A 13,889-nucleotide genomic window follows, 5' to 3' on the forward strand; every position below is an offset into this window, starting at 1 on the left:
GGGCGGTCGAGGTCATCGGGCTGCGGTCCGGGATCCTGACGGCGGGCGTGGCCCGCGACTGCGGATGCGGCTCATCCTGCTGTCCTGGGCCCGGCCCGTGGCACGGCCTTGGCAGCGCTTCCGCGTACGAGCAGCGCGCCCTCGGTGACGTCCGCGCCCGCACCCCCTTCATCGCGGCGATGCGCCAGCGCGTCCTCGTCGAACTCCCGGCCGCCAGGTCGCCTGAGCAGAAAGGCAGGTCGACGAAGACCGCCGGATCTACATCACGCTCGGCGAGGACTATGCGGACCGCGAAGCCGATGAAGGACAGCCGCGGCGATGGGTGGTCGGGTGGACGGACACCCGCGGGTGGTTCACCTTCCTCGAAGCGGCCCACGGCGAGTCCCTCGGCAGCTGTCTGAGCGACCTGGCCTGCCCCCTGATGACCCTGCCCGAGCAAGTCGCCGCCGAGGTGGCGCACCTGTGGGGCGGGGCGCCGACGGCCGAGCAGCTCCCGGGCCTGGAAGAGCCGAGGAGCGATTGGTGCCCGCCTCACGGCTACGTGCTGGAGCCGCCCGTCACCGGTGACCCGACGGACGTGAACCTGGAACTGGAGCGGTCCCTTGCCGCCTACCTCGCCCGCCCGGCCGGCGGCGCGCGGCAGGCCGCGTAGACGCGACACCAGGGTGTGGGGGGGCGGCACCGGCCGGCATCAACCGGGCGCGGGTGTCTCGAACCTGGGTGCCGGGTCGTAGTCGACGCCGGTGGTGCCGCTGAGCAGGGGTGAAGTGGAGCGCGCAGGTGCCTGGCGGATGTCATCGGGGATGCTGGACTCGGCATCAGTTTTCGGCACCTCGACCCAATCCGCTCCAATGACGCCTTCTTCACACGATTTGGTCGCTAGGCAGGCGACAACGCGCCCTGGCCGCCGCGTCCCCCCGTGCATAGCGGCCGGGGCCGTTTCGTGCCCGCACACCGGGTGATGGCGGGCTGCGGGACAACTCCGGCCGGTACCCCATGGTCGTCTTCGGAGCAAACCAGGGGCGGGATCGGGGAGTTGCCTGCGAGGCTGTCTCTCTGAGTCAGCCGGTTCGGGGAACGGACGCACGATGAGCGCCAGGCACGTCACCTCCGCACAGCACCGCCGCGTGGAGTGGAAGGTCCTCGACCGGGCCATGGCCCGGTTCTCGACCGACTCGCTGATCGTGCTCCTCCAAGCGGCGCTTGTCTCTCCGGACAGCGCCCGCTTTCATGATCATCTGTTGCTGCTGTTCACCCGCGTCCTGCGCACCCCGGCCCGCGGTGGCCTCCCGGCCTGTGCCGCCGACCTGCCCGTACTGGTGGAGGCCTCTGTGCGGGCGGCGCCGGGGCGTGGCGTCGTGACGGACCGGGATCCGGGGGATGTCCGTGACCGAGTGCGGTTCACCATGGGCGGGGACCGTCTGCTGGTCCACCCCGGGCAGCTCGCGCACCCCCTGCTGGTTCTGCGCGTCCTGAAGATGACCGCGGTGGCTGTCGACGAGCCTCTGCGCGAGGTTCTCGGATTCGGGGCGGAGGACGTCCTCGAGCTGGTGCTGCGCCTGAGTGACCGGAGCCTCGCCGCGCTCTGCGCGGCCTGGCCCGAGCCCGCGGCCGTCCCGGACAGTGAGGAAGGCGGCAAAGTGTCCTACGGGGTTACGCCCGCCGAGGTCCGCGCGGCCGCCGCGATCGCCTGTGCGGACCCCGTACAGCTTGTGCAGGCCGCTCGATGCCCGGAGCGCGCCGGGCGGGCACTGCAGTGGCTGACGTGCCGCGTCGAGGATCTGCCGCTGCGCTACCACCCCGAGGTGCCGCTGCTCGGGCCGATCGTCGCGGTGACCGCGCACGGACGGTGTCTGCCCGTACCGGCCGGCGCCGCGACGGAGGCCGCCGCCCCGGCCGTGGCCCGTCTGCTCACCTTCCTGCCTCCGGCGGGCCTGGAGGCGGCCGAGGAATGCATGCAGGAGCTGACGGTCGTCCGGCTCGCTCAACTGCTGGGTCTGGAAGCCGTTCCCCGGCGGCCGGGGCCGGTGTGCCTGCTCTCCTCGCCGAGCCATCGCTACGACATCGCCGTCGTCAGCGCTCTCGCGGACGGCGCTCTGGCCGGCCGCGTCGAGGAAGGCCGGGCCGCACTCGCGGACGCCGACGTCCCCGCTGGCCGCGGTCGGCTCGTGGTCTACGGCGGCCCACGGTTCCTTGGGCCCGAGCTGATCCGGGACACCCTCTTCCTCCACGTGGAAGAGGTGGCGGAGATCCTGCACGACGCCGAGGGCGACGTTGCGGCCCTGGCGCTGTTCGTCCTGGAACTGACCGAGCATCCTGGCGTGCGCGGAGTCTTCTACCGTGACGCGCTCGACGCGTGGTCGGCCTGGCACCGCGGCGGGACGCTGCTGGCGCCCGGCCCCGACAGCGACGACGTCGCCATGGTCCCCGAGGCCGTACGCGACGAGGTCTGGGAACGGGCCGCCGCGCGCGCGGGCGTCGACGAGGTCCTGGCCGCCGCCGGACTCCCGCTCGCCGAGGACTTCCGGTACACACGGCTGAGCGAACCGGAGACGGGCGCATCCGGCGTGTACGCCGACCTTGAGGACGTCACGTCGGCCGGCCCGGTGGTGGTGCGGGCGGCTACTCTCCCTCCGCTGGCGGTCATCGCCGTCCCCTCCCGCGAGCCGGGCGCCCTCCTGGACATGGCCGGGATCGCCGGACTGGCCGACTCGCTGCGCACCGCGCTCACCACCATCGCGCCGGCCGCCGCCCACGCCGTACTTCCCGGCGGTGCGCCACTCGTCGTGCAGGTGACCGTTGCACACCAGCCCCACCGGCAGGCGGGCCCGGATGCGGACACCGCGACGCCCGGCCCTGCCGGAGACGACGCGAGCGGGAACGGCGGTCCGGGGATGGAGGAGTGGCTGCTGCTGCGAGCGGGGGCGGATCCGGAGGCCGGACGGATCGGCATCGACATCGACCCGCCGCTGCTCGCTGCGTTCAGCGGCGACGGCCGCCAGGGGCACCGCATCCTGGGCCGGCTCCTGCACCACCTGATCGGGCAGGTCCGCCGCAGCCGCGGCGCCGGACCGGGCATCGACACGGAAGCCTTCACCTCGTCCTGGGACACCGCGTACCCGGTGCTGCGCGTAGCCGTCGCCACCAACGCGTGGCCCGCCACGGCCCCCGCCTTCACCCTGCCGCACTCTAGGCACGTGCACGCCCGGGCCCTGCGCACCGCGGCCGCCGCCGTACGGCGCGCCAGCGTGCCGGCCGGCAGCTGGCGCGGTTCCGACGCCTACCACCGGGGCGGCCCCGCCGAGCAGCTGCTGCATGCGCTGGAAAGTGAACTCGACGAGCAGGTCCGCGCCTACCAGCCCGCTCTAGTGGGCGAGTTGGCTCGGCAGCTGAACGCCGGCTGGGCTGATCGCACCCGCTCGGACCAGCAGAGCGCGGTGAACCTCGCCGCCCCCTGGGCGGCGAACTGGATTGCCGAGGCCGGGCGGCGCCAGGTCGACGGGGCCAGGGCCACCTCCGCCCTGCACCTACTGCTGCAGCAGGCACTGGCCGGCCCGCCCGCCGGCGGCCGGCCCGTCGACGTCCTCGCTGTCGCCGAGCTCGTGGCGCTGGCCGAGCTTGTGCTGCACAGCGGCATCACCGCGGTCACCGCCGCACGCCGCCTGCACGACCTCCACCTGGAGATCGACCCCAGCGGCACCTTCACCCTCACCTCCGGCCCGGGCCCCGCCGAAACGGAGACCGTCCCGTCGCGGGACACCGGGAACAGCGAGCATGTGGGCTTCGACGCCGACGCCTACCACTGCGCCCGGCAGCAGCGCTGGATCGCCCAGGCCGTCGCGACGAAGCCTGAACCCACCGACGCCGCCTCCGTACTCGCCGCCCAGGCTGCGCGTACCGAGTCCGCCTTCACCGCGCCCGACCTGCCCGCCGGCAGCCAGCTCGCGCAAGCCGACCAGCTGCTTCATCAGCACTGGGGCTGCGGTCTCGCCTCGCTCGGCGCCGTCCTTTCCACCGCAGCCGACTGGGCCACCGGACCGGAGGGAACAGCCGCCGTCACCACCGAGGACCTGGTCGCCGAGAGCGCCGCCTGGTCCGAGCTGCCCGCCGACCATCTGCGCGCGGCCGTTGAACGGCTCAGGCTGCACCCGGGCAACGCCGCTGGCACGGGCCCGCACGCCTACACCGAAGTCGAGCGCCGATCACGGCCCTTGATGCACCCCCTGATCAACGCCGGCCAGACACTGCTCGTCCTGCCCTGGCTCGCCTGCGCCGCCCGCGAGGCGTACGCCGCCTATCTCGACGACGGCTGGCTCCCTCACCCTGACCTTCCCGCCCCCGTCACGCAGGCGCTCCTGCGCCACCGCCAGCAACTCGACCAGCACCTCGAGCGCGACATCAGCGAGGCGGCCGGAGCCGTCGGGCTGCCGCACCGCTTCAACCTCCTGGAGAAGACGGCCGCCGCCCTCGGCATCTGTGGCCTGAGTGGAGAGATTGATCTGCTCGTCGCCGATCCGGCAACCGGGCGACTGTGGGTGATCGAGGCGAAGAACCCCACCGGGGCCGTCGCCCCCCACGCGCTGCTCCAGCACATCCAGAAGTTCACGACCCGCTACCGCGACAAGCTCCTGGCCAAGACCGCCACCATCGCCGCCCACCCCCGCCAGGCGGCAGCGGCCTGCGGCGTCAGCGGCGAACAGGGCTGGCGCGTCCTGCCCTTGATGGTCACCCGCACCATCGAGCCGGCCGGATTCCTCGCCGACCCCCGCGTCCCCTACATCACCGCCGAGCGTCTCACCGCGGTGCTGGACGACCCCGACGACCCCGAGCCCGGCTGGATCCCTGCCACCGAACCGGCCAGCTGACCCAGGATCGCCGCGCCACCCGAACGCGGCCCGCAGGGCGGGAGGCGGTGCCCACGGGATTCCCGCCGGATGGGACCCGTTGCAGGGGGCCACCCGCCGGACGGGCGGCCCCCTGGCGGCCGGGCCCCGACGCCGGACATGATCAGCCGCATGGGTAGGAGCGCCTGGGACACCGAAGCGAAGAAGACCGTATGCGCCGACGACGACATCGAGGGCTTGCCACCCGGCATAGCCGACGGCCGCTACCGGTGCCGGGTCTGCGGAGAATGGCTGATCCTCAAGGCCACCCTGCCCGGCGCGAAGGTTCAGCCGTACTTCGCCCATCGCGGTGGAGAAGGCTGCAGCAGGCCGGAGGAAGAGGCGCTGCTCGACGCCGCTGACGAAGTCGTCATCCGCCTCCGCGAGCAGATCCGTGCGCTGGCCGGGATCGCGCACTGCACCACCACCTCCCCCGGCGAGGACCCGGCGGACCCGTCCGGGATGCCCCCCGCGGTCATCGCCCAGTGCGGCACCACCACCGTGATCTTCGAAGCCCCGACACAGAAGCTGCCCGGGGCGGAGACGATCCGGCGCAGAATCCGGGCAGTGCGCGACGAGCATGGCGGCGCGCAGCACGTGTGGTTCCTCAAACGCGACCTCGCCCAGTTCAACGCGCTCGATGCGCACCCCGTGTGGCTGCGCGGCAAGGACGTCCTGCACGAGCAAGTGGCCCCCAACGAGCAGCAGGAGACCATCCTCGCGGCCGGCGGCCACGTGTACTGGCTCGACGGGAAAGTGGTCCTCGTCCCCTACGGCATCCGCTGCTTCCAGCACCCGGTCCAGAGCGGGCAGGACTGGACAAACTGGCCGCGGTGGCGCTCCGATCCGCGAGAAGACTGGAGGATCAGCAAGCCGCGCCCCGCACCCGACGCCCACACCTGGGGCTTGGTGCCCATCGCGTTCGCCTCCCTCACGCGCACCCGGGGCACCTTCCGGCCCGCCGACGCGCACCACGTGATGGACGAGATCTACACCGCGCAGGAAAGCCGGTTCAACTGGAGAAACCAGCGCGCCCGCGAGACGTACGCCGCCGTGCACGCCCCGCCCGCGGCAGAATCGGGCACCGAGCCCGATCCGGCGCCCGCAAAGGACATCCGGGCCCAAGATCCCGCTCCGGTGACACCGTTCTCCGCGTCATCCCAGGCGGAGCCCGAGCCGACAGCGGTGGAATCCGGGAAGACCAACTCCGCAGCACACGAGGCCGGCGGGCCGACGGGCCCGGTGATCCCACCCGTTCCCGCGCACTCACCGTTCTTGGCGACCGCTCCTGCACCCGCGTCACCTCCCGCCCAGCCCCCGGCACGACGATGGCAGCGCCTGTTCCGCTTCGCTTCGCGGCGCGGAGGTTCATGAACCGTCGCCCGGCCTGAGCGGCCGACACGTTGGTCAGATGGAGCGGCACCGGCGCCCAGGCGGTCGTATGGAAGAGCGCGGCCGGCGATCGTGGCCGTACGCCCGGTCGTCGCCGGGCATCGTGTGATGACCCCGTTCGCGGCGCCAGCCCTGCCTGGGCGGCGAGAGCAACCGAGCCCGGGGCCCGAACGCGCCCGGCTCCCAACGAGAGAGGCAATAACGGGTGGAGAGCCAGGGCAGGCCCTCGACTCCGGGCGATGAGGAGGTCCTGCGGCAGCAGGACCGGCCCCGGGACAGCGATTCGCACGCGCGGATCGAGTTCGAGATGTCCGATCCCGCGGTGCGGGAACTCCGCCAAGAGGTCGAGGACCAGGAAGAGCATCTCGGCACCTTGATGAGCGGCATGTACCGGGCGCAGGCAGAGCGCTGGAATCAGGCACTGCGTGAGGCTGGCTCCGAGCTGCTCAGCCAGATCTGCCCAGGCAAGCACGGGCGCCACGGCCGGATCTGCCGGTTGGACAAGGGGCACGAATCCGGCGGAGACCCACACTGGGGGAAGACTGCGGCCGACAGGCCGGTGGCATGGCTCGGAAGTGCCCCTGACGACGACTGAACAGGGCTCGCCCGCCAAGCTCTCACCGGCCCGCGGTCAGGAATGCGCGGGCGTCAACTCATCACGCACCGAGTGATCCATTCCCTCGTCCCGCACGACGATCGGCCCGTACTTCCGCTCCAGCTCGACATAGGCGGTGCGGCCTGAGCCCGCCCTCTGATATCCGGCCCACCGGGTGAGGTTCTTGCGTGTGAGTTCTACACCCGCGTACTGGTGGGCGAGGTAGATCCGTTCGGCCCGCTGCCGCTTGCTCTCATTCTCCGGGGCGGTTCCCAGGTCGATCGCCGGCAGGGGATCGACCGGGCCGTCGTCCTCCTCGTCCGCGTCTTCGTCGGCCTCTTCTTCGTCGTCCACCGCGTCACTGCTGTTCGTGTCGGCATCCAGTTCGTCCGCGGAATCCTCAGTTTCCTCAGACGTGGCAGTGTCGTCCGCGAGCAGGTCTTCGCCGGGATGGTCGAGAGCGGTCTCCAGTTCGGGCTCCGTGACGGCTGCCGCGGGCTCTCCCGGCGGCTGTGAACGGGAGGAGCCGACGGGACTCTCCAGCGTCTGCGCAGCGCCGGACTCCATAGGACCCGAAAGGGCCCGGCCAGGGAGACCCTCGGGAGAATGTGCGGCGGTCGGCACAAGCATGTGAACAGCTGGCTGCACAGGCACCTGTGTCGGCGCCGGCACCCCCGCAGGACGGACAGCGTACCCAAGGCGGCTGCGGCGCAGTGGCCGGAGCTCTTCACGCCTCGCCTTCCTGCGCCAATGCCATCCGTACGCGTCGCGCAGCTCCTGGCGGTACTCCAGCTTCTCCTGGTATAGCTCAAGCGCTATCTCGTACGAGGGAATCGTGCTTGGCCAGAGCTTCCTGCTGCGCCAGATCAGCCATGTTGACCATGGGGCGAGTACCCAGCGGCCCAGTGAGAGCGCGAAGTCCTCGCGCCCCGCGTCACGGGCCGTCGCAGTCTCGACCGCGTGCCGAACTGCCTCGGTGATCGCGATGAACAGCAGCGGAATCGTCGCATGCATGGTCGAGGCAAGTATGTCCGGATAAGCCGCCATTGCGTTGAACGCCACTGTGGCGATGGTCAGCAGCCACGCGATGTGCCGCAGCAGCGGGTATCGCAAGTCCACCCAGGTGAGGGCGAGATCAAGGCTCAGCATCACAATAATGCCGATATCTATGCCAAGCGGAAAAAGAGTTGCGAACCACCCAAAATCTTTCTCCACCGCCAGATCGCGTACTGCCGTGTAGGAGCCGACGAAGCCCGTCAAGGCGATCAGGAGCGAGCCGAACCCGATAGTCCCGAACGTCACCCGACGCCCGCGGGTCCAGACGACCCGGCGGCGTCCGTGTTGCCCGGCCGGTGCCGCCTTGCCGAGATCAGCGGTCGTCGTCATGGACCCATGCCCCCTTCGTCGTGCCAGTGCGCGCAGCGCCATTGGCCATAGAGGTGTGCTCAGCGGCGACCGTGTGACATTCCGTCCCTCCACAGTTCTCGGCGATCGCGCTTCCGAATCTGAACGGTAGGAGCGCCGGCCCGCTCCATCCACCGCCTTCTGGCCCAGGGCGCACCCTGTGACCTGGTCGTTGTCTTCACGGTCAGGCCGATAGAGGGTCGAACCGACAGCGCCACTCGGCTAGGCTCCAAGATCTCGGCATATGCCGGGGACGGAGCAACACCGCCCGGGGGCCGCCATGATGCTCGCGCTGACGACTACGGTCGCCCTGCTCGTCGGCCTCGTGGCCGGCACTGCCACGCGCCTCCTGCTGTTCGCCTGGACCGTTCCCTCCAACGCACCGCTCCGGCACTCCTGTCCCGCCTGTGACGCACCGGTCCGAAAAGCAGTACGGCTGCTCGCCCTGCCCCGTGGCCGATGCGCGGTGTGCCGGACCTCCTGGTCCACCGACTGCGGTCTCCCCGAGGGCATGACCGCCCTCGCCTTCGCCCTCATCGCCGCAAGTGGCCTGACAGGATGGATAGCCGCGGCGCACTACTGGGTTGCCACCTGCGGCACCGCGCTCATCCTGATCGACGCCAAGGTGCACCGGCTCCCCAACGTCCTCACCATCCCGGCATTCGCCGGGACGACCACCCTGCTGGCAGCTGCCAGCGCCGCCGGAGAACACGGCAGCCTTTCACGCTCTCTCGCCGCCGCGGCCGCGCTCGGTACCGCTTTCGCACTCATGACCTTCGGCGGCATGGGACTCGGCGACGTGAAACTCGCCCCCACCCTTGGAGCCCTGCTCGGCTGGCACAGCTGGACCAGCGTCTTCCAGGGGACCTTTACGATGTTCGCCGTCGGCGCCGCAGTGAACCTGATTCAGGGACGCACTCGCGGCCGAATAGCCTTCGGCCCCTACATGATCATCGGTGCCCTCGGCGTATCGCTCTGCTTGTCGTAACCACGGATGGGCCCGTACTGCTACCGAGCTTGTGGCCTGGTGATCCGGGAGGGCAGAGACCGCCGTATGCACCTTCGGACAGCAAGGTTTGGCATGGCCTCGCAACGCACCGTCAGCCGGTGCGGAGCGTTGCTGAGCGTTCACACTCCGGCTGCAAGGTTGGCGGCGCACGTTCTAGTCTCGGAGGGGCTAGGAGCATCGGGTTAGCAGCTTTGAGTACGGCAGCTTCATGCAGGCCCTCCTGGTGTGCGTACGGTGACGAGGCGATGGACGAGTGCAGGGGGTTGGGCATGGCAGTGGTGATCGGTCGGCCGGTGGTGGTGCGGGCTCCGAACTGGATGAGTACGGACGACCTGGTGGAGGACTTGAAGGCCAGGTACGGGCATCCGAAGTTGTCGGTGTGGCTGCGCATGCTGCGCAGTACCGGGGTGGTGGAGCGGCCGTGGTCGGCACCTTTGGAGAAGACCGCAGGCATGGCGGGTGTGGGCGTGCGGTCACGGGCGGCCTACGAGGCATCCCGCGACCGTGCGGTGACGGCGGCCCAAGCCGCGCTGGACGAGGCGGGGCTGAGCCCGCGGGATGTCGACGTGCTGATCACGAGCCACACGACGTCCTGGACGATTCCGGGCCTGGACGTCGACCTGGTGGGTCGGCTCGGGCTGCGGCCGGAGTTGGAGCGGATAGGCCTGGCGACCGCCGCGTGCGTCGGCGGCGGCCACGGCCTCGTCCACGCCACCAGGTCCCTGCGCGGCCGCCCTGGCGGGCGGGCGCTGGTGGTCGCTGCCGAGGACCTGTCCACGCTCTACAACCCGGAGGCCAGGCCACCGACCATGCAGGGCGCCTTGTACGGGGGCTTGTTCGGGGACGCGGCGGGGGCGGTAGTCGTCTCCGCCGTCGAGTCGGCCAGCGCGGGCGACCTGGTGGTGGAGGACGTGTGGGAGCTGGTCCTGCCGGACAGCTCGGACGCCTACTGGGGTGTCGTCCATGAGGAGGGTGTCTTCTTCGACTCGGGCAAGGAAGCCGTGAAGGCTCCCGCGCGGGTGCTGCCGCACCTGACGGGGTGGCTGGGCAATCGGCCGGTGGAGTGGGCAGCGGTGCACCCGGGCGGGCCCGGGATCATTTCCGGGACCCTCACCGGCCTCGGCCTGGACGAGGAGAAGGCGGGGCGGCACGCCCGGGACTCCCTCGCGGGAGGCAACCTCGGCGGAGTGGCCTTGTTGGACGTGCTAGCCCGCACCATGGCCGACGGTGCGGCCCACGGTCCGGGTGTGGCGGTGGCCTACGGGCCCGGGTTCACGTCGGCGGGGCTGTACCTGCGGGCGGTCTAGTACTCCAGCCGGACTTCTTCATTAGCGCTGGTCAGCGCTTGGGTGTGGGGAGTGTAGCGGGCTGGATCGGGGGTGGGACGGTCTTTGCCGGGCGGTCCCACGAAGGTGTGACCGCGCCGTGTGTAGTGGCAACGGCGGGCGCGTGCTTGGTGGCGGCGACGCCAGTGGGACCACGTCATCGCGTGGTCGCGGTCCGGAGCACGGCGGTGGGGTCCAACTGCCAGCAGACGTCGAATCTCGGCCGGTGTGAGGTCCACGAGGTCGGGCGTGTCCCGCTCAGTGCCCCCTTTTCTCGTTCCTGGCCGGCCAGGACGGCGAGGAAGGCGTGCGCGAGCATGGCGAGTGTGATGTGCCGGTACCAGCCCACGTAGCGGCGGACTTCGTACTGGTCCAGGCCGCATTCGTTCTTCGCGCTCTGGAAGCATTCCTCGACCTTCCAGCGGCAGCCGGCGATGCGTACGAGGTCGGCGAGGGTGGCTTCCAGGGGTGCGCTGGCGAGGTAGTAGGCGAGTTCGTCGGGCTTGGCGATGCTGCGGCGGGCCAGCATCCAGCGCTGCCGGGTGGGCTCGTCGCCGTCGAACTCCCACACGGCGGGCAGGCGGGCCGCGGCCCAGTCGTAGAAACGCTCGCCCTTCGCGCCGCTTCCTGCGGACAGCCGCTGCCAGGCTTCGGGCGGGGCCTGGCCGATGAGATGGTCGATGCGCGGGCCGTGGACCTGCTGGGACTTGGGCACGGCCACGACGTAGGAGAGCTGGTGGTCTTCGAGGAAGCGGCGGAAGTGGGAGTCCTGGCCGTAGGCGGAGTCCGCGGTGACCCAGCCGATGGGCAGGGGTGAGGCGAGGGCCCGCAGGATGATGGTCCTCGCCAGTTCGCCCTTGGTGGCGAAGACGCGGTCGTCGGGGACACGGGCGGCCCGACAGCGTTCGCGGTGGCTCTGTCGCTGATCTTGTGACGCTAGGACGGCCGACAAAAGGGGTGGACCACACCGGGATACTGCTTGTCATGGCCATTACCCAGCAGCTTGCGCGAGTCTCTGCGGAGTATCTCGCCTCTTGTCGAACGCGTGCCGCGGAGTCATCCGATGGTGACCACCAGTGGGACCCGCCAGCGGCTGACAGCCTCGACCTGGACTGGGCTCCCGCCATGCTGATCCGCGTCTGCGAGATCGCCGGAATCGACGATTCACGCCTCGCCGCGCTCAGACAGGCCACTGACGGCGGCGTGGTACTGGATGTCGGCTTCCTCAATGCTCACCCTCATGCCATCGGATTATTCGGTCCTACGCCGACTGGCCTTGAAGCAATAGAGGTTGAGCGAGTCTCCGATCTGCTTGGAGACGTCGACTTCCGCGCCGCACTGGCGGCGCTGCCGTCCGACGACCACATGGCGCGGATGCTGATCGGCCACGGCGCAGAAAGCCTTACCCACGGGCCCGGAACATATCTAAGGGTTCATTTCGACGCGCTTCGCGAGTTCTACGAAGGTGCTTCGAAGCGAGGCCTCGTCATCGTCTCGTGGTGGGACTGACCTCTCCGGGGCGACCGGTGATCGATCGCTGACCTGGCTGATGGTCGGGGTGAGTCAGTCTGCAAGGAGTATGCGTCGGCGGAGCAGGTCGAGGTTGGCGCGGCCGTAGCCCTTCCGTTTGATCAGCTTGACCCTGGTCACTTGGCCTTCGACTTGGCCGGAGCTCCAGGTGCTCGACAGACCGGCGATGACCGCGTCCCGGTCGTGGAGGAGTCCGTCGGCGAACTGCCGCAGAGCAGGCAGGTCGTGCTGTCTGACCAGTTCGATCCATTCGTGGAGGTCTTCACCACGGTGGTCGTGCATGAGCGCTCCAAAGGCTCGGACGTGATCGACGGCGGCGTCGAGTTCAGGGCAGGCCGCCCGGACATCCTTCAGGCCCACGGCCTGGTCGGGGTGAAGGTGCTCGGGGTGGGTCATGATCCAGCGCAGGGCTTTTCTGGGTTTCGGCAGCGCCGGGGGCGGTGGTGTTGTGATGGTGCCCTGCTTCAGCGGGCGGACGTAGGAGTTGACCACGCTCCTGTCACCGGGGAAGCCTTGGTCCCGTATCTCCCGGTGAAGCTGGCTGGCATTGCGGCATCCCTGGGTGAAGCGCAGGTGGATGTAAGGCTTGTAGTCGTCCAGCAGGGTCCGGCGCTGGGTGACCTTCACCAGCAGCTCGTCGACGTCGGCGGTCCGGGCGTATCGCCGGACGGCGTAGTAGTCCAAGTCCAGGTCGCGGCTGATCCCGCGAAGGGACCGGCCCTGGGCGAGGAGCTCCTGGACTACGCGGTGGCGTTCGCGGATGGTGGCGACAATGCGGCGGGGCCGGCCGCGGACGTCGAGCATGCCGTCCGGTTCTGCCGGTGGCTGCGGTTCTCCGGGGTGGTGCCTGGTTTGGTGGGCAGTGCGGAGGCAGCCGTAGTGGCTGGTGACGGTCTTTTCCACGGCCTTGGCCAGGTTGTTCCACAGGTGCCAGACGTCGGCGACTTGGACGGCCTGAGGGGCGGCCGTCCTGGCGGCTTCCGCGTAAGCGGAGGCACGATCCCGGCAGATGATCTGCACCTCGGGGTGGTCGGCCAGCCAGCGGGCCACCGGCGCGGCCTCGCGGCCGGGCAGCACATCGATCGGCCGACGGGCTTCCAGATCGACCAGCAGCGTGGCATAGATGTGGCCCTTGAGCAGGGCGAAGTCGTCGATGCCCAGGACCCGGACGGGCCCCGGGCTGGTCAGCGCGGTGGTCCGCAGCAACCGCAACAAAGTGTCTTTCGCCGTCACCATGCCCAGCCTTCGGGCGAGCCGGGCACCGGGACGTCCGGCCAGCACCTGAGCGATCCGGCCGAGCAGGTCTCGTAGTACGGGCGTGTACCGGGCATGCGGCCGGGTCAGTCCCGGAATCTGCTCGGCGAACGTGGCCGCTGGGCACTCGGTCGTCAAGCACTTGAACCGCCGTATCAGCACCACGATCATCACCGACAGCCCGCCCAATGGCGCGTCCGCGAGACGTCTTTCATACCTGCCGTGTATTCGGCCTGACGGCCTTCCGCACCCCGGACACCGCGCCGAACGCGTGTGAGACCGCACGCGCAGCACAACCACGCCCGCATCCCGGTGCACCGAATCGACCACCACATCCGCCAGATGCGGCAGAACCTCCTGTAAACCCCCTGAGCCGCACACCTATCCAAAACGATCGCACAGCTCAAACGTCACAAGATCAGCGACAGAGCCCGTTCACGCGTACCCGCCGGTCCAGATTGCCCCGTACGCCGACATCGCTGAGAACAGCCTGCCCA

The 13,889-nt window shown here is 70.0% G+C and carries 10 protein-coding genes and 1 pseudogene; 7 read left to right on the plus strand and 4 right to left on the minus strand.

Annotation, left to right across the window (positions count from 1 at the left end; translation table 11 throughout):
* Positions 1-322 precede the first annotated feature (322 nt).
* On the plus strand, positions 323-652 hold the full coding sequence (locus ABT170_RS37050) for a hypothetical protein (RefSeq protein ID WP_351874973.1): 330 nt from the start codon (positions 323-325) through the stop codon (positions 650-652).
* A gap of 39 nt (positions 653-691) precedes the next feature.
* On the opposite strand, the gene ABT170_RS37055 is transcribed toward ABT170_RS37050, so the two are convergent.
* A complete protein-coding gene (locus tag ABT170_RS37055) occupies positions 692-832 on the minus strand; it encodes a hypothetical protein (RefSeq protein WP_351874976.1) in 141 nt (46 codons plus the stop codon).
* Positions 833-1,088: 256 nt separating this feature from the next.
* On the opposite strand from ABT170_RS37055, the gene ABT170_RS37060 reads away from it, so the two are divergent.
* The 3 genes from ABT170_RS37060 to ABT170_RS37070 all read left to right on the plus strand — a co-directional run bounded on the left by ABT170_RS37060 (position 1,089) and on the right by ABT170_RS37070 (position 6,870).
* Entirely contained in the window at positions 1,089-4,865 is a 3,777-nt protein-coding gene (locus ABT170_RS37060) for a hypothetical protein (RefSeq protein ID WP_351874979.1), read from the plus strand.
* Positions 4,866-5,015: 150 nt separating this feature from the next.
* Positions 5,016-6,257, plus strand: a complete 1,242-nt coding sequence (locus tag ABT170_RS37065) for a competence protein CoiA family protein (RefSeq protein WP_351874982.1) — start codon at positions 5,016-5,018, stop codon at positions 6,255-6,257.
* A gap of 223 nt (positions 6,258-6,480) precedes the next feature.
* Positions 6,481-6,870: a hypothetical protein gene (locus ABT170_RS37070; protein WP_351874985.1), complete on the plus strand. Its 390-nt coding sequence runs from the start codon at positions 6,481-6,483 to the stop codon at positions 6,868-6,870.
* Between the two features lie 36 nt (positions 6,871-6,906).
* Here the strand turns inward: ABT170_RS37070 and ABT170_RS37075 are convergent, their stop codons facing one another.
* On the minus strand, positions 6,907-8,256 hold the full coding sequence (locus tag ABT170_RS37075) for a DUF2637 domain-containing protein (RefSeq protein WP_351874988.1): 1,350 nt from the start codon (positions 8,254-8,256) through the stop codon (positions 6,907-6,909).
* Between the two features lie 298 nt (positions 8,257-8,554).
* On the opposite strand from ABT170_RS37075, the gene ABT170_RS37080 reads away from it, so the two are divergent.
* Together ABT170_RS37080 and ABT170_RS37085 are read left to right on the plus strand one after the other, a co-directional pair.
* Complete coding sequence (locus ABT170_RS37080) at positions 8,555-9,262, plus strand: prepilin peptidase (RefSeq protein WP_351874991.1); 708 nt, start codon at positions 8,555-8,557, stop codon at positions 9,260-9,262.
* A gap of 290 nt (positions 9,263-9,552) precedes the next feature.
* A complete protein-coding gene (locus ABT170_RS37085; RefSeq protein ID WP_351874994.1) occupies positions 9,553-10,590 on the plus strand; it encodes a PhlD in 1,038 nt (345 codons plus the stop codon).
* Between the two features lie 175 nt (positions 10,591-10,765).
* Here the strand turns inward: ABT170_RS37085 and ABT170_RS37090 are convergent.
* Positions 10,766-11,518: pseudogene (locus ABT170_RS37090) on the minus strand (IS701 family transposase); the annotation flags it as partial.
* A gap of 74 nt (positions 11,519-11,592) precedes the next feature.
* Here ABT170_RS37090 and ABT170_RS37095 point away from each other — a divergent pair.
* Complete coding sequence (locus ABT170_RS37095; protein ID WP_329940808.1) at positions 11,593-12,117, plus strand: DUF1877 domain-containing protein; 525 nt, start codon at positions 11,593-11,595, stop codon at positions 12,115-12,117.
* A gap of 54 nt (positions 12,118-12,171) precedes the next feature.
* On the opposite strand, the gene ABT170_RS37100 is transcribed toward ABT170_RS37095, so the two are convergent.
* Positions 12,172-13,773: an ISL3 family transposase gene (locus tag ABT170_RS37100; RefSeq protein WP_351875003.1), complete on the minus strand. Its 1,602-nt coding sequence runs from the start codon at positions 13,771-13,773 to the stop codon at positions 12,172-12,174.
* Positions 13,774-13,889 lie beyond the last annotated feature (116 nt).

The sequence above is a fragment of the Streptomyces sp. NPDC001787 genome, from assembly GCF_040297465.1.
In the GTDB taxonomy this organism is placed as follows: Bacteria; Actinomycetota; Actinomycetes; order Streptomycetales; family Streptomycetaceae; genus Streptomyces.

What these genes read in the sequence shown, in the direction of transcription:
- ABT170_RS37060 (WP_351874979.1), top strand. Translation starts at nt 1,089, where the DNA reads ATGAGCGCCAGGCACGTCACCTCCGCACAGCACCGCCGCGTGGAGTGG.
- ABT170_RS37065 (WP_351874982.1), top strand. Translation starts at nt 5,016, where the DNA reads ATGGGTAGGAGCGCCTGGGACACCGAAGCGAAGAAGACCGTATGCGCC.
- ABT170_RS37075 (WP_351874988.1), bottom strand. Translation starts at nt 8,256, where the DNA reads ATGACGACGACCGCTGATCTCGGCAAGGCGGCACCGGCCGGGCAACAC.
- ABT170_RS37080 (WP_351874991.1), top strand. Translation starts at nt 8,555, where the DNA reads ATGATGCTCGCGCTGACGACTACGGTCGCCCTGCTCGTCGGCCTCGTG.
- ABT170_RS37085 (WP_351874994.1), top strand. Translation starts at nt 9,553, where the DNA reads ATGGCAGTGGTGATCGGTCGGCCGGTGGTGGTGCGGGCTCCGAACTGG.
- ABT170_RS37095 (WP_329940808.1), top strand. Translation starts at nt 11,593, where the DNA reads ATGGCCATTACCCAGCAGCTTGCGCGAGTCTCTGCGGAGTATCTCGCC.